The organism is Pseudomonas sp. B37(2017) (genome assembly GCF_002112885.1).
GTDB lineage: Bacteria > Pseudomonadota > Gammaproteobacteria > Pseudomonadales > Pseudomonadaceae > Aquipseudomonas > Aquipseudomonas paraglycinae.
In genome coordinates, this window is the sequence record NZ_NEIX01000012.1 from 116,795 (window position 1) to 133,415 (window position 16,621).

General features: G+C 60.3%; 17 protein-coding genes. 6 read left to right on the plus strand and 11 right to left on the minus strand.

What is annotated here, in order from left to right:
- Window positions 1-144: 144 nt before the first annotated feature.
- Both CAF90_RS25195 and CAF90_RS25200 read right to left on the minus strand, forming a co-directional pair.
- Complete coding sequence (locus tag CAF90_RS25195; RefSeq protein ID WP_007950395.1) at window positions 145-1,218, minus strand: AI-2E family transporter; 1,074 nt, start codon at window positions 1,216-1,218, stop codon at window positions 145-147.
- A 35-nt stretch (window positions 1,219-1,253) separates the two neighbouring features.
- Window positions 1,254-2,312 carry a DUF2066 domain-containing protein gene (locus tag CAF90_RS25200; RefSeq protein ID WP_085608846.1) on the minus strand — a complete coding sequence of 353 codons (1,059 nt, stop codon included), beginning with the start codon at window positions 2,310-2,312 and terminating at the stop codon, window positions 1,254-1,256.
- A gap of 375 nt (window positions 2,313-2,687) precedes the next feature.
- Here CAF90_RS25200 and purM point away from each other — a divergent pair, with 375 nt between their 5' ends.
- The 3 genes from purM to CAF90_RS25215 are packed head-to-tail and all read left to right on the plus strand — an operon-like array spanning window position 2,688 to window position 5,118.
- Window positions 2,688-3,746, plus strand: coding sequence for a phosphoribosylformylglycinamidine cyclo-ligase (gene purM, locus CAF90_RS25205; RefSeq protein ID WP_007950393.1), 1,059 nt, complete (start codon window positions 2,688-2,690; stop codon window positions 3,744-3,746).
- Window positions 3,746-4,396: a phosphoribosylglycinamide formyltransferase gene (gene purN / locus CAF90_RS25210; protein WP_085608847.1), complete on the plus strand. Its 651-nt coding sequence runs from the start codon at window positions 3,746-3,748 to the stop codon at window positions 4,394-4,396. Before purM ends, purN begins: the two co-directional genes overlap by 1 nt.
- 8 nt (window positions 4,397-4,404) lie before the next feature.
- Window positions 4,405-5,118: a DUF3108 domain-containing protein gene (locus CAF90_RS25215; RefSeq protein WP_007950391.1), complete on the plus strand. Its 714-nt coding sequence runs from the start codon at window positions 4,405-4,407 to the stop codon at window positions 5,116-5,118.
- 53 nt (window positions 5,119-5,171) lie between these two features.
- On the opposite strand, the gene CAF90_RS25220 is transcribed toward CAF90_RS25215, so the two are convergent.
- On the minus strand, window positions 5,172-6,797 hold the full coding sequence (locus CAF90_RS25220) for a methyl-accepting chemotaxis protein (RefSeq protein WP_085608848.1): 1,626 nt from the start codon (window positions 6,795-6,797) through the stop codon (window positions 5,172-5,174).
- 130 nt (window positions 6,798-6,927) lie between these two features.
- Window positions 6,928-7,983, minus strand: coding sequence for an amidohydrolase family protein (locus CAF90_RS25225; RefSeq protein WP_085608849.1), 1,056 nt, complete (start codon window positions 7,981-7,983; stop codon window positions 6,928-6,930).
- Window positions 7,984-8,111: 128 nt separating this feature from the next.
- On the opposite strand from CAF90_RS25225, the gene CAF90_RS25230 reads away from it, so the two are divergent.
- Window positions 8,112-8,528, plus strand: coding sequence for an OsmC family protein (locus CAF90_RS25230; protein ID WP_007959010.1), 417 nt, complete (start codon window positions 8,112-8,114; stop codon window positions 8,526-8,528).
- A gap of 61 nt (window positions 8,529-8,589) precedes the next feature.
- Window positions 8,590-9,480, plus strand: a complete 891-nt coding sequence (locus CAF90_RS25235; RefSeq protein ID WP_085608850.1) for a pirin family protein — start codon at window positions 8,590-8,592, stop codon at window positions 9,478-9,480.
- A gap of 42 nt (window positions 9,481-9,522) precedes the next feature.
- Here the strand turns inward: CAF90_RS25235 and CAF90_RS25240 are convergent, their stop codons facing one another.
- The 4 genes from CAF90_RS25240 to CAF90_RS25255 all read right to left on the minus strand — a co-directional run bounded on the left by CAF90_RS25240 (window position 9,523) and on the right by CAF90_RS25255 (window position 13,231).
- Window positions 9,523-10,251: a dienelactone hydrolase family protein gene (locus tag CAF90_RS25240; RefSeq protein WP_085608851.1), complete on the minus strand. Its 729-nt coding sequence runs from the start codon at window positions 10,249-10,251 to the stop codon at window positions 9,523-9,525.
- 68 nt (window positions 10,252-10,319) lie between these two features.
- Entirely contained in the window at window positions 10,320-12,224 is a 1,905-nt protein-coding gene (htpG, locus tag CAF90_RS25245; RefSeq protein WP_085608860.1) for a molecular chaperone HtpG, read from the minus strand.
- An 81-nt stretch (window positions 12,225-12,305) separates the two neighbouring features.
- The gene (locus tag CAF90_RS25250; RefSeq protein WP_007959014.1) at window positions 12,306-12,758 is read right to left on the minus strand and encodes a PaaI family thioesterase; all 453 of its coding nucleotides are present in this window, start codon (window positions 12,756-12,758) and stop codon (window positions 12,306-12,308) included.
- On the minus strand, window positions 12,755-13,231 hold the full coding sequence (locus CAF90_RS25255; RefSeq protein ID WP_085608852.1) for a PaaI family thioesterase: 477 nt from the start codon (window positions 13,229-13,231) through the stop codon (window positions 12,755-12,757). The genes CAF90_RS25250 and CAF90_RS25255 overlap by 4 nt, the downstream gene beginning before the upstream one ends.
- A 158-nt stretch (window positions 13,232-13,389) precedes the next feature.
- On the opposite strand from CAF90_RS25255, the gene CAF90_RS25260 reads away from it, so the two are divergent.
- Window positions 13,390-13,626, plus strand: coding sequence for a hypothetical protein (locus tag CAF90_RS25260; RefSeq protein ID WP_007959016.1), 237 nt, complete (start codon window positions 13,390-13,392; stop codon window positions 13,624-13,626).
- 77 nt (window positions 13,627-13,703) lie between these two features.
- On the opposite strand, the gene CAF90_RS25265 is transcribed toward CAF90_RS25260, so the two are convergent.
- From CAF90_RS25265 to brnQ, 3 genes are all read right to left on the minus strand, one after another.
- Window positions 13,704-14,105 carry an MAPEG family protein gene (locus tag CAF90_RS25265; protein ID WP_085608853.1) on the minus strand — a complete coding sequence of 134 codons (402 nt, stop codon included), beginning with the start codon at window positions 14,103-14,105 and terminating at the stop codon, window positions 13,704-13,706.
- On the minus strand, window positions 14,105-14,842 hold the full coding sequence (locus CAF90_RS25270; RefSeq protein WP_085608854.1) for a DUF599 domain-containing protein: 738 nt from the start codon (window positions 14,840-14,842) through the stop codon (window positions 14,105-14,107). The genes CAF90_RS25265 and CAF90_RS25270 overlap by 1 nt, the downstream gene beginning before the upstream one ends.
- A 151-nt stretch (window positions 14,843-14,993) precedes the next feature.
- On the minus strand, window positions 14,994-16,307 hold the full coding sequence (gene brnQ / locus CAF90_RS25275) for a branched-chain amino acid transport system II carrier protein (RefSeq protein WP_085608855.1): 1,314 nt from the start codon (window positions 16,305-16,307) through the stop codon (window positions 14,994-14,996).
- Between the last annotated feature and the right edge of the window lie 314 nt (window positions 16,308-16,621).

Sequence of the window (16,621 nt, forward strand, 5' to 3'; positions counted from 1 at the left end):
TGAAGCGGAGCGCACAATGCGACAGACCCCAAGCAAAATCAAAGGTTTGCGTTAACGTGCTGGTTTTATGACAGTTTCTTTGGCGCCACGGCCTGCATGAGACGGGCCAACCCGGTGATCCACCGGGCAGCCCGCGCGTCACGATTACAACTCCGGCTCATCCACCCCGCTATAGATGTCGGAATCCTTGTACAGATCGTGGACATGCCGCACCAGCACCATGATCACCGCCGCCACCGGCAATGCCAGCAGCACACCGGTGAAACCGAACAACTCGCCACCGGCCAGAATCGCGAAGATCACCGCCACCGGGTGCAGACCGATCCGGTCCCCCACCAGCAACGGCGTCAGCACCATGCCTTCCAGCGCCTGGCCGACCATGAACACTGCGACGATCCCGATCATCGGATACAGATCGCCACCGAACTGGAACAACCCGGCAATCAGCGCCGCGCCAATACCGATCACGAACCCCATGTACGGCACAATCGCCGCCAGCCCTGCGATCAGACCGATCAACAGACCCAGTTCCAGCCCGACAATCATCAGGCCGGCCGCGTAGATCACGCCCAGCGCCAGCATCACCAGCAACTGCCCGCGCACGAACGCGCCCAGCACTTCATGACACTCACCTGCCAGCGCCACCACGCGCTCCTCGCGATCACGGGGCAACAGGCCACGGATCTTGGCCATCATCACGTCCCAGTCGCGCAGCAGGTAAAAACTCACCACCGGGATCAGCACCAGATTCGCCAGCCAGCCGATCAGCGCCAGGCTCGAAGCCGTCGCCTGACTCAGCACCACACCGACGATGTCGGTGGTCTGGCCCATGTGTTCGCTGATCGCGGCCTTGACCTTGTCGAACTTCCAGAAGCCGTCCGACAGTCCCAGCTTCGATTGCGCCCATGGCACGGCGGTGTGCTGCAACCAGTCGAGCATTTGCGGCGCCAGTTCGTAGAGCCGCAGCAATTGCTTGGCGAGCATCGGCACCAGTACCAGCAACAGCGCGGTGACGATCAGGGTGAACAAGGCGAACACCGTGATCACACCCCAAGTGCGCGACAACCCCAGGCGCTCCAGACGATCAACAAGCGGATCGAACAGATACGCGAGCAGCAGCGCCACCAGAAACGGCGTGAGGATCGGATGCAGCAACCAGACAAACGCGCAGAGCAGGAGCACCCCACCGAGCCAGAACCAACGCCGCGTATCGGCCATGTAACACTCCATTGCTTATATATAAGAAAGAAAACCTACCAGCGGAACCGCAACGACGGCGCCACCGGTGTCGGCGTCGGCGCAGCAACTGGCGGCGCCCCGGCGACCGCAGGCTGAGGCGCAGCGACCGGAACCGGCGCCTCGGCCGGCAGCTCCTGCAGCTTCGCCAGCGACAATTGCGCCCGCAACTGATCAGCGCTGCCGTTGACCCGATACAGGATGCGATCGGCATCGACACTCTGCAGACGCACGCCGAACGGTTCGAGTAACCGCAGCAGCGCCGCGTAGTGCTCCAGATTCATGCCCTGCACTTCCAGGGTCTGCTGGCCGGACGCGCCCGGCTTGGCCACAAAGCGTGGCGCCAGGCGTTCAGTGACCGCCAGCATCACCGCATCGGCCACGGCGGCCTGATCCGCGCCCTGCACGTTGCCCGCCTCTTTTTTATCGCCCAGCCACAATTGCCATTTGGCCTGCCATTGCCCGCCGTCTTCGCGGGCATGCACGGCGAGCAAGGCGTCAGCGTTGTAGCGTTCGGAAGCATTGCGCAAGGGCGCCGGGTCGGCACCCTCGATCGCCGGCGCCGTGGCGACCAATTGCTCGCTCAAGTCCGCCAGCGGCAGGCGCAACGGCAAACCACGGTGCTGGGCCGCACGACGCAAAGGCGCGGCGCTGGCCTGACCGTCGCCCACCAGACTCGCCCCCTCGGTCGAATCATTCAGCCACCAGCTCAGGATCGAGGGCCGATTGGCACCCCACAGCGCCAGCCCGGCGCGGCGTAACGCCTGCTCGGTGGTTCCTGGGTCGAAATCGACTTTCAGCACTTCCGGCGGCCCCGCATCGAAACCGAACTGACTGATGATCTGCTGCGGATCCTTGCGAACCGGCGCCAGCCCCGGGTTCTGCGGGGCTTTCGGGTCGCCGGTCAGGCGCAGCACCAGCGTATCCAGCGCAGCCTGGGTCGCGCGATCGCGCTCCTCCGGCGACTGACCCGTGACCGGTTCGCGCACCTGATAAAGACCTTTGAGATTTTCGGCCTGGCTCGCCAGGCTGATCAGAGACAAGCCACCTACTAACAGCCATTTACAAAAACGCATGGAGAATTCCCGTCGACAAGAGCGGCTGGAACAGGCCGCGTGTACAGTTGTGGCAAGCCTGTGACCACAGGCCGTCGCAAAACATTCACACGCGGTCGGTAAGTTTTTGCACAGTCCTAACGATAGACGGTTCCTTATACAGGCACCCGTGATGTCATCCACAGCGTCAATTGCAAAATTTTTCCATCGATATGCCCCTGCCCGTCGGCGTGAGGATGGCCGCTGCCCCTCAAGCCTGATAAAATCGCGCGCCTTCGCAGACCGGCAACAGCCGGGCACCCCGAACTTCGCGTGAGGCAATCGCCCCTGTCGGATTCGGCGTTCCCGCTGAACTCGGTCGTTACCCCTGAATCCCCTCCCCTAAAGGCCTGGATCATGAGCAAGCAACCCTCCCTGAGCTACAAGGACGCCGGTGTAGACATCGACGCCGGTGAAGCATTGGTCGAACGCATCAAGAGCGTCGCCAAGCGCACTGCGCGCCCGGAAGTCATGGGCGGCCTGGGCGGTTTCGGCGCCCTCTGCGAGATCCCGGCCGGTTACAAGCAGCCGGTGCTGGTTTCCGGTACTGACGGCGTCGGCACCAAGCTGCGCCTGGCGCTGAACCTGAACAAGCACGACAGCATCGGCCAGGACCTGGTCGCCATGTGCGTCAACGATCTGGTGGTGTGCGGCGCCGAGCCGCTGTTCTTCCTCGACTACTACGCCACCGGCAAACTGAACGTCGACGTAGCTGCCACCGTGGTTACCGGTATCGGTGCAGGCTGCGAACTGGCTGGCTGCTCGCTGGTCGGCGGCGAAACCGCTGAAATGCCTGGCATGTACGAAGGCGAAGACTACGACCTGGCCGGTTTCTGTGTCGGCGTCGTGGAGAAAGCCGAAATCATCGACGGCTCGAAAGTCGCCACCGGTGATGCCCTGATCGCCCTGCCATCGTCCGGCCCGCACTCCAACGGCTACTCGCTGATCCGCAAGATCATCGAAGTGTCCGGCGCCGACATCGAAACCGTTCAGCTCGACGGCAAGCCGCTGACCGAACTGCTGATGGCCCCGACCCGCATCTACGTGAAGCCGCTGCTCAAGCTGATCAAGGACACCGGCGCGGTCAAGGCCATGGCCCACATCACCGGTGGCGGCCTGCTGGACAACATCCCGCGCGTTCTGCCAAAAGGCGCTCAAGCCGTGGTTGACGTGGCCAGCTGGAACCGCCCGGCCGTCTTCGACTGGCTGCAAGAGAAAGGCAACGTCGACGAAACCGAAATGCACCGCGTGCTGAACTGCGGCGTGGGCATGGTGATCTGCGTGGCTCAGGAGCACGTTGAAGTTGCCCTGAACACCCTGCGTGACGCCGGCGAGCAGCCTTGGGTCATCGGTCAGATCGCTGTCGCTGCCGAAGGCGCGGCTCAGGTCGAACTGAAGAACCTCAAGGCTCACTGATGTCCCAGACCTGTGATGTCGTGGTGCTGTTGTCCGGCACCGGCAGTAACTTGCAGGCCCTGATCGACAGCACGCGGACCGGCGACAGCCCGGTCCGCATCGCTGCGGTGATTTCCAACCGCGCCGACGCCTACGGCCTGCAACGCGCCAGTGACGCGGGTATCGCCACCCGCTCGCTGGATCACAAGGGATTCGAGGGCCGCGAGGCCTTCGATACCGCTCTGATCGAACTGATCGACGAATTCAACCCCAAACTCGTGGTACTGGCCGGCTTCATGCGCATTCTCAGCGCTGACTTCGTCCGTCACTACCAGGGTCGCCTGCTCAACATCCACCCGTCGCTGCTACCCAAATACAAAGGGTTACACACGCATCAGCGCGCGCTGGAAGCCGGCGACGCCGAACACGGCTGCTCCGTGCACTTCGTCACCGAGGAACTCGATGGCGGACCACTGGTCGTACAGGCAGTAATACCGGTAGAGTTGCACGATTCGCCGCAAAGTCTGGCGCAACGGGTTCACGTTCAGGAACACCTGATCTACCCGATGGCCGTACGCTGGTTCGCCGAAGGACGGCTGAGCCTCGGCGAGCAAGGTGCTTTACTGGATGGCCAGCTACTCGGGGCCAGCGGTCACTTGATTCGAAACTAGGAGATTTTATGCGTCGCGCCCTGCTCTTCGCTTGCGCTCTGCTCGCCCTGCCTTTTGCCCAGGCGGCAGACCTTCAACCGTTCTCCGCCAGCTACACCGCCGACTGGAAGCAGCTGCCCATGAGCGGCACTGCCGAACGCAGCCTGACCAAACAGGCCAACGGCGTCTGGAAGCTCAGCTTCAAGGCTTCGATGATGATTGCCAGCCTGTCCGAGGAAAGCACCCTGACCCTGGACAAGGACACCCTGCTGCCACAGTCCTACCACTTCGAACGCGGTGGTCTGGGCAAAGCGAAAAAGGCTGACCTGGACTTCGACTGGGCCAACAAGCTGGTGACCGGCACCGACCGCGGCGACGCGGTGAAAATCCCGCTCAACCGCGGCATGGTCGACAAATCCACCTATCAACTGGCGCTGCAGCATGACGTGGCCGCCGGCAAGAAAAGCATGAGCTATCAGGTGGTCGATGATGGTGAAGTCGATACCTACGACTTCCGCGTGCTGGGTTCGGAGAAAGTCGAAACCAAGGCTGGCCAGATCGATGCGATCAAGGTCGAGCGCGTCCGCGATCCGACACAAAGCAAGCGCATCACCGTCCTGTGGTTCGCCAAGGACTGGGATTATCTGCTGGTTCGCCTGCAACAGGTCGAAACCGACGGCAAGGAGTACAACATCATGCTCCTCGACGGCACGGTCAACGGCAAGACGGTCAAAGGCAGCTAATTCAACGAAAAGCCCCGCAAACGCGGGGCTTTTTTTCGCCTGTCGAACGCTGATCAAACCGAGAACTTGGCGACCATGCTGTTCAGATCCACCGCCAGCCGCGACAACTCCTGACTCGCGGCACTGGTCTGATTGGCCCCGGCCGAGGTCTGCATCGCCAGGTCACGAATGTTCATCAGATTGCGATCGACTTCCCGCGCCACGGCCGCCTGCTCTTCCGACGCACTGGCGATCACCAGGTTGCGCTCGTTGATCAAGGTGAACGCCGAAGCAATTTCCTCCAGCGCCACGCCAGCCGCCTTCGCCAACTCCAGGGTCGAGCGCGCCCGAACGTTGCTCTGTTGCATCGAGCTGACCGCCGAATCGGTGCCCTGCTGGATGCCGCCGATCATCTGTTCGATCTCCTGCGTCGATTGCTGAGTGCGATGGGCCAGCGCCCGCACCTCGTCCGCCACCACCGCAAAACCCCGCCCGGCATCCCCCGCCCGCGCAGCCTCGATCGCCGCGTTCAACGCCAGCAGATTAGTCTGCTCGGCAATCGAGCGGATCACATCCAGCACCTTGCTGATGCTGTAGACCTTCTGCGCCAGATCCTCCACCTGCGTGGCATTGGCGGTGACATCGTGTGCCAGCAACTCGATGGACGATACCGTCTGCTGGACCTGCTCGCGACCATGCTGGGCAATGCGATCAGACTCACGGGAAGCCTCGGAAGTCGCGACGGCATTGCTCGCCACCTCCTCCACCGCGGCGGTCATCTGATTGACCGCCGTGGCCGCCTGTTCAATTTCCAGACTCTGCTGGTGCAGCCCTCGCGTCGCATCCTCGGTGACGCAGCTCAACTCTTCCGAGGCCGAAGCCAGCTGACTGGAGGACTCCGAGATTCGGCGGATGGTGTCGCGCAGGTTGTGCTGCATGCTCTTGAGCGCGTGCAGCAGCCGCGCTGGCTCGTCCTTACCGGAGATGTTGATATCACCGGTCAGATCGCCACCGGCCACCACTTCCGCGACATTGAGCGATTGCGACAGCGGCAGCACGATGCTGCGGGTCAGCAACAACGCCAGCGCGATGGTAATCAGCGCGGTGATGCCGATCATCACACCGACCCAGACCCGGGAATTGGTGAACACCAGCCGTGCGGCCTCCGTGGCGAGGTTGGCGTTGTGCTTGTTCAGCTCGACCAGCTCACGCAGGCTCACCGCAATTTCGTCCGCCAGCGGGCTCATCTGTCCGTTGAGAATGGCGGCGGCCTCTTCCACTCGTCCCTGAGCAGATAACGTCATCACCTGCGCCTGAAGCTCCAGGTACTTGTGTTCGGCAACTTTGAAGCGGTCGAACAGCGCGCGCTCTTCGGGCAATACGATCAGGATGTCGTAACGTTGCTGGGCTTCACTCAGCACACCGCGCAAATCATTGAGCTTGGCCACATTCTGATCCAGCGCCTGCGGATCGCGATTGAGCAACAGGCGCATGGTCAGCGCACGCAAGCGCAGCATGTCCTGACTCATCTCGCCCACCGCCATCACGCTGGGCAGCCAGTTATTGTCGACCTCGTCGGACTGCGCGCGCATGTTCGACATCTGCAGCAGGGCGAACGCGCCAAGGGCAAACACCATCAGCGCCAGCACGCCAAAACCCAGCCCGGCCCGGGGCGCAATATTGAGACTACGGATACTCATTGCTCTGGTTCCTTCCAAAAGCGCTGCATCAACCCTGCAGCTGGTTGCTCTAGAAGGTATCGGCCCTTTGGAAAATTGCGTAAGACCAAAACGTGATATCAAAAGGCCTCGATACTTCGAACCTGGCGCATTAACGATTCAGCGCGGGTTTGCCGGACTTGAGCGCTGTTCGCGGCAAGATCGCCAGGAAGTTGTCCCGCGCGACTTTTTCCGCTACCGCCTCGGGCAATGCATCGAGAAACGGCTTGAAGCCGTGGATTTCCTTACCGAGTTTGTTGAATCGCCCGACTACATCGGAACCGATCATGAAGCGATCCGGATAGCGCTCCACCAGTTGCACCCACTCCGCTCGCGGTTGACCCTTTTCGTCCAGCAAATAAGGCTTCAGCAGGCTCCATGACAGGTCAATGAACAGGTTCGGGTACGCCTCCAGCATTCGCGTAAGTGTCGGCAGCAGAAAATCCAGCTGCGTCTGATGACGATGGATTTCAGCACTGGTGCCGGCATGCGCCCAGATAAACCGGGTGTGCGGATGATTACGCAGCGGCTCTTCGATTTCCTTCAGGTACAGCGGATTCTTCTCACGCTTGGAGGTGATGTTGGAATGCAGCATCACCGGCAAATCGTTTTCGGCGGCCAGGTGATAGATGCGGGTCATGGCCTCGTTGTTGGCACGCGGCGTGTCACCCGAGGTGAGCGCCGTGAGGTCGTCGTGACGGGTGAAGACCTCGCCGATGCCCTGCCACAAGCCGGGATACAGATCGAGCATGCGCTGGATGTGCGCGGCGGAGTTCTTGTCGTTGGGGTTGAAGCCTGAAAGAAACGGGTGAAAGTACTGGCGCTGCTCCGGTGCGAGTTTCTGCACCGCGTCGGCGACGATCACGTCAGTCGCGCTGTACCAATAGGCGTCGGCGTCGTCACCGGCGTAGTAACGCGGGCGCTTCGGCTCGTCTTCGTGCCATTTCTTCGCCACGGGAATGCCGGAAATCATCACGTGCTCGATGGAGTTTTCCTTCATGGCCGTCAGCAATTTCGGCATGCCGGCGGTTTCCTGGAAAAAATCCACGTAATGCAGGTGCGCGTCACTGTAGGTGTAATCCCGGGCACTGGCGACGCCGGTAAAAACCATCAGGCAGGCAAGACTCAAACGAAACACGGACACAAGCATTCTCCGGCAGACAGGCATAGCCTAGACCCTCGCCGGGCAACGAGGGTTCACCCGGCAAGAAAGTGGAACGCGACTGTGTGGGAATGCTCTATACCTGCAAGGTCTTTTTTGATCGAATCCCTTTTCCTACAGCTTGCGAGGTTCACATGACCGTTACCGTCAATACCGTGTCCGCCGAAGGTTTTCGCCACACCGTACAGATCGATGAGCATGAGCTGTTTGCCGATGTCCCGACCACTGCCGGCGGCGAAGGCTCGGCTCCGGAGCCGCACGATTACTTCGACGCCGCTCTCGGCGCCTGCAAGGCTCTGACCCTGAAGCTGTACGCGAAGAAAAAGGACATCCCGCTGACCGGCGTCGGCGTTGAGGTCAAACGCGACAACAGTCAGGAACAGAAAGGCAAATACGCCCTGCACGTGACCCTCACCCTCAAAGGCGTGCTCACCGATGCCCAGCGCGAAGAACTGCTGCGCGTCGCCGATCGCTGCCCGATCCACAAGCTGATGACCACCAGCGAAGTCACCATCGAAACCCACGCGCCAGTCGGCTTCGACAGCCAGTAATCACCCCGACGACACCGGCGGGTTATGCTCCACGCATCACCCGCCAAGCCTGGAATGGAACATGGACACCCAACCCCTGATCATCCGCCCGCGCGCCGAAGACGTCGAAGGCCAGCCGATTCTGCGCCCGCTGCCGTCAGCCAAATGCCGCAGCGTCGGACCTTTCGTGTTTTTCGACCACATGCTCGAAACGGTTTATCCGGCGGGCAAAGGCATGAACATCCGACAGCACCCGCACATCGGTCTGTCGACCCTCACGTATTTGTTCGACGGGCAGATCCAGCACAAGGACAGCCTGGGCTCGGATCAGGTGGTCAGCGCCGGCGATGTCAGCTGGATGACAGCCGGCACGGCGATCGCTCACGTCGAGCGCACGCCCGAACCGCTATGGGAACAAAGCTTCAAGATGCACGGCCTGCAAATCTGGCTCGCCTCGCCCAAGGATCACGAACAAGGCCCGGGGCATTACAGCCATCACCCGGCCTCGACCTTGCCGGTCAGCGATAACCTCGGCGTGCAGATCCGCATGATCGCCGGGTCAGGCTTTTGCCTGGAATCGCCGGTGCCGGTGCTTTCTCCTACGCTGTACGCCGAATTGAAGATGCAAACCGCGACCACACTACTGATCCCGACCGAGCATGAAGAGCGGGCGCTGTACGTTTTGAGCGGTGATGTGCAATTGAATGGCGAAGCGGTCGAACCCCATGCACTGGTGGTGTTGCCAACCGGGGAAGAGATGAGCCTGTTTGCCGAGAGCGATAGCCACGCGGTGCTGTTTGGTGGCGCGCCACTGGATGGGCCACGGCGGATCAACTGGAATTTTGTCGCGAGCGATCCGGCGGCGATCGATGAGGCGCGGCGCAAGTGGGCGGCCGGGGATTGGCCGACGGTGCCGGGGGAAGTCGAGCGGATCGAGCTGCCTAAATCGCGCAGCGAACCGACACCGCTGTAAAGCAACACTCCCACGCCAGGCGTGGGAGTGCGTTCAGCCGATTCAGCCCTTGAACACTTCTTCCAGCAAGTCATGCATCGACTTGAACGCCCGCCCTGCGGTCTTCGCGTCGTACATCATCTTGCCCGGCACATTCGCGTGCGGATCGGTGAACGAGTGCACCGCGCCGCCGTAGCTCAGCAACTGCCAGTCCACGCCAGCCGCATTCATCTCGTCCTCGAATGCCGGCAACTGCTCTTTCGGCACCAGCGGGTCGGAAGCACCGTGCAACACCAGTACCGAGCCCTTGATGTTCTTCGCGTCCGCCGGGTTCGGCGAATCCAGCGTGCCGTGGAACGACACTGCCGCTTTCACCGGCGCACCGGTGCGCGCCAGATCCAGCGCACAGCAACCGCCGAAGCAGAAACCGAATACCGCCAGTTTCGAGGTATCGACCGCCGCCTCGCCTTGCTTCTGCAACTGGTCGAACGCGGCCTGCATACGCTTGCGCAGCAGCGCGCGGTCATTCTTCAGCGGCATCATTGCCGCACCGGCCTGATCGGCATTCTGCGGACGCACGGCCTGGCCGTACACGTCAGCGATCAGCACCACATAACCCTTGGCCGCCACCGATTTGGCGATCTCTTCAGCGCCAGCGCTGACACCCATCCAGTTCGGCGCCATCAACAGACCCGGACGCGCGCCTTTGTGCTCGGCGTCGAACGCCAGGCGACCTTCATAAGGCTGGCCGTCAATCTGATAGACCACGGAACGTACAGTGACTTGGCTCATTTCTGACTCCTGATTGGTTGAACACCAGAATGAAAAAACCCGCCGAAGCGGGTTTTTCTACAGTTTGATCAAGCGGACAGCTCGACCAGCAGCTTGTTCAGGCGGCTCACGTAAGCGGCCGGGTCTTTCAAGCTGTCGCCAGCCGCCAGCGCGGCCTGGTCGAAGAGGATGTGCGACAGGTCGCCAAAACGCTCTTCGCTGGTTTCGTTGTCGAGCTTCGCGATCAGCGGGTGGCTCGGGTTGAATTCGAAGATCGGCTTCGAATCCGGCACCTTCTGCCCGCTGGCCTCGAGGATCTGACGCATTTGCAGACCCAGGTCCTGCTCGCCGATGGCCAGAATGGCCGGCGAATCCGTCAGGCGATGGGAAACCCGGACTTCGGCAACGGAGTCGCCCAGTGCGGTTTTCAGACGCTCGACCAGACCTTCTTTCGACTTGGCGACTTCTTCTGCGGCCTTCTTGTCCTCTTCCGAGTCCAGGTTGCCCAGATCCAGGTCACCGCGCGCGACGTCGACAAAGCTCTTGCCGTCGAACTCGCTGAGGTAGCTCATCAGCCACTCGTCGATACGGTCGGTCAACAGCAGCACTTCGATGCCTTTCTTGCGGAAGACTTCCAGGTGCGGGCTGTTCTTGACCTGCGCGTAGGTTTCGCCGGTGAGGTAGTAGATCTTGTCCTGACCTTCCTTGGCGCGCGCCAGGTACTCGGCCAGACCGACGATCTGCTCGCCATCGGTGCCGTTGGTCGATGCGAAACGCAGCAGACCGGCAATTTTTTCCTTGTTGGCGAAATCTTCTGCCGGGCCTTCTTTCATGACCTGACCGAAGTTTTTCCAGAAGCCCTTGTATTGCTCAGGCTCGTTCTTCGCCAGTTTTTCCAGCATGTCCAGAACACGCTTGGTCAGCGCCGACTTCATCGAGTCAATGATCGGGTCTTTCTGCAGGATTTCCCGCGACACGTTCAGCGACAGGTCGTTGGAGTCGACCACGCCCTTGATGAAGCGCAGGTAAAGCGGCAGGAACGACTCGGCCTGATCCATCACGAACACGCGCTGCACGTACAGCTTCAGGCCTTTCGGCGCTTCACGCTGGTACAGATCGAACGGCGCGCGGGCCGGCACGTACAGCAGCGAGCTGTACTCGAGCTTGCCTTCGACCTTGTTGTGGCTCCACGACAGCGGGTTTTCGAAGTCGTGAGCGATGTGTTTGTAGAACTCCTGGTATTCCTCGTCCTTCACTTCAGTGCGAGGACGGGTCCACAGGGCGCTGGCGCGGTTGACGGTTTCCCATTCAACTTCAGGCTTCTCTTCGCCCTCGGCAGCGGCCACTTCTTTCGGCAGCTCGATCGGCAGCGCGATGTGGTCGGAGTACTTCTTGATGATGTTGCGCAGACGCCAGCCATCAGCGAACTCGTCTTCACCGGATTTCAGGTGCAGGACGATGCGGGTGCCGCGCTCCGGCTTGTCGATGGTGGCGACTTCGAACTCGCCCTCGCCTTTCGACGACCAGTGCACGCCTTCGCTGGCGGCGGTGCCGGCGCGACGGCTGTACACGTCAACTTTGTCAGCGACGATGAAGGCCGAGTAGAAGCCCACACCGAACTGGCCGATCAGGTGCGAATCCTTCTTCTGATCGCCGGACAGGTTTTTCATGAAATCGGCAGTGCCGGACTTGGCGATGGTCCCCAGGTGGGTGATCACATCGTCGCGGTTCATGCCGATGCCGTTGTCTTCGAGGGTGACGGTCTTGGCGTCCTTGTCGAAGCTCACACGGATTTTCAGTTCAGCGCCACCTTCGAGCAACTCAGGCTTGGCCAGGGCTTCGAAGCGCAATTTGTCGACAGCGTCAGAGGCGTTCGAGATCAATTCGCGAAGGAAGATTTCCTTGTTGGAATACAGCGAATGGATCATGAGGTGCAGCAGTTGCTTCACCTCGGTCTGGAAGCCCAGGGTTTCCTTTTGAGTTTCCACACTCATGGTCATCAAACTCCAATCAGATGGCATTGGCCGCGACCTTGCTGGTCGGCGGCGGGTTGTTCTGTGAGTTGGGGGCGTGGTTCAGGATTTCAAGGGCTCATCGATTTTGAAGTGAGCACGGGCGGTGGCAATCGGTTCGCTTTCGGTGCTTTGCCAGGCCGTGACTGCGACGTTGGCCACTCGCCGGCCCTGACGGCAGACCTGACACCGGGCCCAAGTGTCGCGAAACTGCCCGGCCCGCAGGTAATCGAGGGAGAAATCGATAATCTTCGGCACACCCGGCGCACCGGTGAAAATCAGCAGGTGCAGGGCGGCGGACAGCTCCATGAACCCGGCAATCACCCCGCCGTGGATCGCCGGCAATAAAGGGTTACCAATGTTGTCCTTGTTGGCTGGCAGCTTGAACAGTAAGTCATCACCGACCCGCGAACACTCGACACCGATGAGTCCGGCATAGGGAATCAGTTTCAGCAGCGGCGCGTAGTCACCCTTCTCGTGCGCCTCTTGCAGTTGCTGCTTGAAATCATCGCTCATGGATTTTCTCCCTTGATCGCGCCACCAAAGCCTTTGGTGCCTTTTAGGCCCTTGCCCATGCGCATGAAGGTGCCGACGACGTGGGCAATCGGTTGTTCCGGATCATCCTGGTAAGCAAACCCGCGAGCGAAGATCACATCGGTGGTGACTCGATAGCATTGGGCGAAGCCATACACATCTTTATGCGGCTCGGCGGCGTGCATGTAGTCGATGCGCAGATCGAGGGTCGGGCAGACTTCGAATTCCGGCAGAACGCACAGGGTCGACATGCCGCACGCGGTGTCCATCAGCGACGTGATCGCCCCGCCGTGGATGACGCCGGTCAGCGGGTTGCCAACGATTTGCGCACTGTACGGCAGCACCACCGTCAGGCCTTCACTACTTGCGCTGTGCACCTTCAATCCCAGCACCTGACAGTGGCGCAAGGCCGAGAGAAACCGTGTCGCACGCTCAAAAACGGGGTTTTCGGCCATTTGACAATTACTCTTGTTAGTCGCCATTCCCAGTAGTGGAAAGAACAGCAAAAGTTCCATTGCAAAACAAACTTATATATCTGAAAGAAATGAGGAACTTAAGCCTTGGGCCTGAGCTCTTAAGGCCAGTAGTTATTTTCCATAAGGAGAAACACCCCATGCGTAAGACTTTAGCTATTGCCTTGATGTTGACCGCTTCCCTCGGTCTCGCTGCCTGCGATAAAAAATCCGAGGACAAAGCTCAAGATGCCAACCAACATGCTGAACAAGCTCAGCAAGACATGAACAAAGCTCAGGATAAAGTGAACGACGCAGCGAAAGAAAACGCCGAAGCTGCCAAAGCTCAGGCCGAATCGAACGCTGCAGCGCAAGAAGAAGCTGCCAAGAAGCAATAAGCCGCTTCTGGCTGGCAAAAAAGAAAACCCGCCAAGTGCGGGTTTTCTTTTGCCAGTCATTTTTTGCCGATGCGGTCTTAGAGCAAAACAGTTCTAAAAGTCGGACTAATCATCAGCAACAATGAACACACTAAGCCGACCAACCAGACCAGACTGCGCAGCGTGGGAATATCCGCCAGGTAAAACCACAAATAGAAAATCCGCGAGATCACGAAGATGATCGCCAAGGTATCGATCAGCCATCCCGCCGTCTGCGTGGTATGCGCCATCAGCACACCAACCGCAAACAGGATGAAGGCTTCGATGCTGTTCTGATGTGCCGCCAGCGCCCGGGCCCCGTAACCGGTGAGTTGCGCCTGTTGCTGACGCGGCAGATGGTTGTTGTAACCACCCTGCTCTTTCATGGCCTTGCCGAGCGGCATCCGCGCCACGTAGATCAACAATGCACTGATAAACACACACCAGAACGGAATACTCATCAAGCAGCCTCTTTGTTCGCTTCGGGCAATGGCGCCTCTGTAGGGGTATAGACCATTACATCGAGCACGTCGGAATGAAACTCCCGGCGATACAACACCAGCACCACGCCTGCGCTCATCAACATGAACAGCCACGGGCTGACGAACCACGCCAGCATGCTCATGCCGAAGTAATAGGAACGCAGACCGAAGTTGAACTGGTTGGCCGCCATCGAAATCACCCGAGCAGCACGTGAGGCGAACGCCTTGCGCTCCTGCTCCGAGACTTGCCGCTCACCGATCATCGGGGCCGAGCCGACCAGAATGGCGGCGAAATTGTATTGGCGCATGCACCAGCTGAAGGTGAAGAAGGCGTAAACGAACACCAGCGCCAGGCACAGCAACTTGATCTCCGACATGCCCTGCGAGGCCTGTTGCACCATCGGAATGTCCGCCAACAGCGACACCGCGCGCTCGGACGCGCCAAGCACGGTCAGAATGCCCGCCAGGATAATCAGCGTGCTGGAGGCGAAGAACGAGGCGTTGCGCTCAAGGTTGCCGATCACGCTGGCATCGGCGATGCGGTTGTCGCGCAGCAGCATGCGGCGCATCCAGTCTTCGCGGTACAGGTGCAGCACGCTGGCCAGGCACGCGGTGTCACGGGCCTTCCAGGTGGCATAGCGGGTGTAACCGCCCCAGCAGATGACAAACCAGAGCGCGGCCAGCAGATGGATCAGGTTGGCTTGGATGAACGACATGCAATTCCCTGTGATGAAGATTTCGGCTCCCCTTCGACGTTAGTCGAGGGAAAAAGACACTGCCTGAAGCCCATAAAAAATGCCCCGTATCGATTGATACGGGGCATTTCTGTTTAATCGCTCGGCAGCCGCTTGTGGCGGCCCGGCAATCTTAGGCGAGTGCTTCGGCGCGTTTGCCCAGCAGGCGGTCGCAAACCACAGCAACCACCAGGGTCATCATGCACGGCACCAGCCACGCCAGACCTTGCTCGCTCAGCGGCAGGTGGGCCAGTTGCGATGGCATCCAGTCCGCCAGACCGGCGCCTTTCAACGCATCGATGGTGCCAAACACGAACGACACCAACATCACCGGGCCCATGATACGGCTCTGCTCATGCCAGAACGCAGCGCAGAAGCTCAGGGCCACCAGCACGATGCACGGCGGGTAGATCGCGGTCAGCACCGGGATCGAGAACGCGATCAGCTTGGTCAGGCCCAGGTTGGACACCAGCAGCGAGAACGCCGCCAGGATGATCACCAGGGTCTTGTACGACAGCGGCAGTACGCGGCTGAAGTATTCGGCACAGGCGCAGGTCAGGCCGACAGCGGTCACCAGGCAAGCCAGGGAAATCAGCACAGCGAGGAAGCCACTGCCCAGCGAACCGAAGGTGTGTTGCACGTAAGCGTGCAGCACCGCCGCGCCGTTGGTCGCGCCCGCCGCCACTTCATGGCTGCCGGAACCCAGACGAAACAGGCTGACATACACCAGCGCCAGACCGACGCCGGCAATCAGCCCGGCGATGATCGCGTAACGGGTGATCAGTGCTGGCGACTCTACGCCACGGGAGCGGATCGCATTGACGATGACGATGCCGAACACCAGCGCGCCCAGGGTATCCATGGTCAGGTAACCATTGATGAAGCCTTGGGAGAACGGTGCCGCAACGTATTCCGGAGTGGCAACGCCGATATCACCGGCCGGCAGTGCGAACGCGGCGATGCCGAGCACGGCCAGGGCGATGATCTTCAGCGGCGCGAGGAAACGACCGACGGTGTCCAGCAGACGCCCAGGGTAGAGCGAGATGAAGAACACCAGCAGGAAGTACACCGAACTGTAGAGGAACAGTGCCAGCGGGCTCTCGCCGGTCAACGGCGCCAGACCCACTTCAAAGGAAACGGTCGCGGTACGCGGGGTGGCGAACAGCGGGCCGACTGCCAGGTAGCAAGCCGCTGCCAGTACGCCGCCAGCGATCTTGCCGATCGGGCTGCTCAGGGCGTCCATGGCGCCACCGACCTTGGCCAGTGCGACCACGGTGACCACCGGCAAACCGACCGCCGTGATCAGGAAGCCCAGCGCCGCCATCCAGACGTTTGGCCCGGACTGCAAACCGACGATAGGCGGGAAGATGATGTTGCCGGCCCCGACGAACAGGGCGAATGTCATAAAGCCAAGTGCCAGGATGTCCTGACCTTTCAAAACTTTCATTAAGGAAATACCACACTACTGAATCGGAATTTAGAGGGGGATTTCCCTGTGGGGTTAGGGAAATGCTGTCAATCCGTATAAGACTGACCCGTTTAGCGCGTTGCATGCCTTGTGGGCGGCAGACGCAAAAATGGCTGCTAGCCTAACGAATTTGCCTGACAAACGCACTGTTAGAGGGCGAACTATCCGATACGCGACGTTTCCGTGTCGCGTTTTTGCATGTTATTGGGTGAGTGCTTATAAGTTGCCATCGTCCACCCGAACCCCAGAAACGACAAAGGCCACCCGAAGGTGGCCTCTGTTGCTGGAGCAGA

What these genes read in the sequence shown, in the direction of transcription:
- CAF90_RS25200 (WP_085608846.1), bottom strand. Translation starts at nt 2,312, where the DNA reads ATGCGTTTTTGTAAATGGCTGTTAGTAGGTGGCTTGTCTCTGATCAGC.
- CAF90_RS25235 (WP_085608850.1), top strand. Translation starts at nt 8,590, where the DNA reads ATGGACACCCAACCCCTGATCATCCGCCCGCGCGCCGAAGACGTCGAA.
- CAF90_RS25225 (WP_085608849.1), bottom strand. Translation starts at nt 7,983, where the DNA reads ATGCCTGTCTGCCGGAGAATGCTTGTGTCCGTGTTTCGTTTGAGTCTT.
- CAF90_RS25220 (WP_085608848.1), bottom strand. Translation starts at nt 6,797, where the DNA reads ATGAGTATCCGTAGTCTCAATATTGCGCCCCGGGCCGGGCTGGGTTTT.
- CAF90_RS25230 (WP_007959010.1), top strand. Translation starts at nt 8,112, where the DNA reads ATGACCGTTACCGTCAATACCGTGTCCGCCGAAGGTTTTCGCCACACC.
- CAF90_RS25260 (WP_007959016.1), top strand. Translation starts at nt 13,390, where the DNA reads ATGCGTAAGACTTTAGCTATTGCCTTGATGTTGACCGCTTCCCTCGGT.
- brnQ (WP_085608855.1), bottom strand. Translation starts at nt 16,307, where the DNA reads ATGAAAGTTTTGAAAGGTCAGGACATCCTGGCACTTGGCTTTATGACA.
- CAF90_RS25265 (WP_085608853.1), bottom strand. Translation starts at nt 14,105, where the DNA reads ATGAGTATTCCGTTCTGGTGTGTGTTTATCAGTGCATTGTTGATCTAC.
- CAF90_RS25240 (WP_085608851.1), bottom strand. Translation starts at nt 10,251, where the DNA reads ATGAGCCAAGTCACTGTACGTTCCGTGGTCTATCAGATTGACGGCCAG.
- CAF90_RS25215 (WP_007950391.1), top strand. Translation starts at nt 4,405, where the DNA reads ATGCGTCGCGCCCTGCTCTTCGCTTGCGCTCTGCTCGCCCTGCCTTTT.
- CAF90_RS25255 (WP_085608852.1), bottom strand. Translation starts at nt 13,231, where the DNA reads ATGGCCGAAAACCCCGTTTTTGAGCGTGCGACACGGTTTCTCTCGGCC.
- htpG (WP_085608860.1), bottom strand. Translation starts at nt 12,224, where the DNA reads ATGAGTGTGGAAACTCAAAAGGAAACCCTGGGCTTCCAGACCGAGGTG.
- purN (WP_085608847.1), top strand. Translation starts at nt 3,746, where the DNA reads ATGTCCCAGACCTGTGATGTCGTGGTGCTGTTGTCCGGCACCGGCAGT.
- purM (WP_007950393.1), top strand. Translation starts at nt 2,688, where the DNA reads ATGAGCAAGCAACCCTCCCTGAGCTACAAGGACGCCGGTGTAGACATC.
- CAF90_RS25195 (WP_007950395.1), bottom strand. Translation starts at nt 1,218, where the DNA reads ATGGCCGATACGCGGCGTTGGTTCTGGCTCGGTGGGGTGCTCCTGCTC.
- CAF90_RS25250 (WP_007959014.1), bottom strand. Translation starts at nt 12,758, where the DNA reads ATGAGCGATGATTTCAAGCAGCAACTGCAAGAGGCGCACGAGAAGGGT.
- CAF90_RS25270 (WP_085608854.1), bottom strand. Translation starts at nt 14,842, where the DNA reads ATGTCGTTCATCCAAGCCAACCTGATCCATCTGCTGGCCGCGCTCTGG.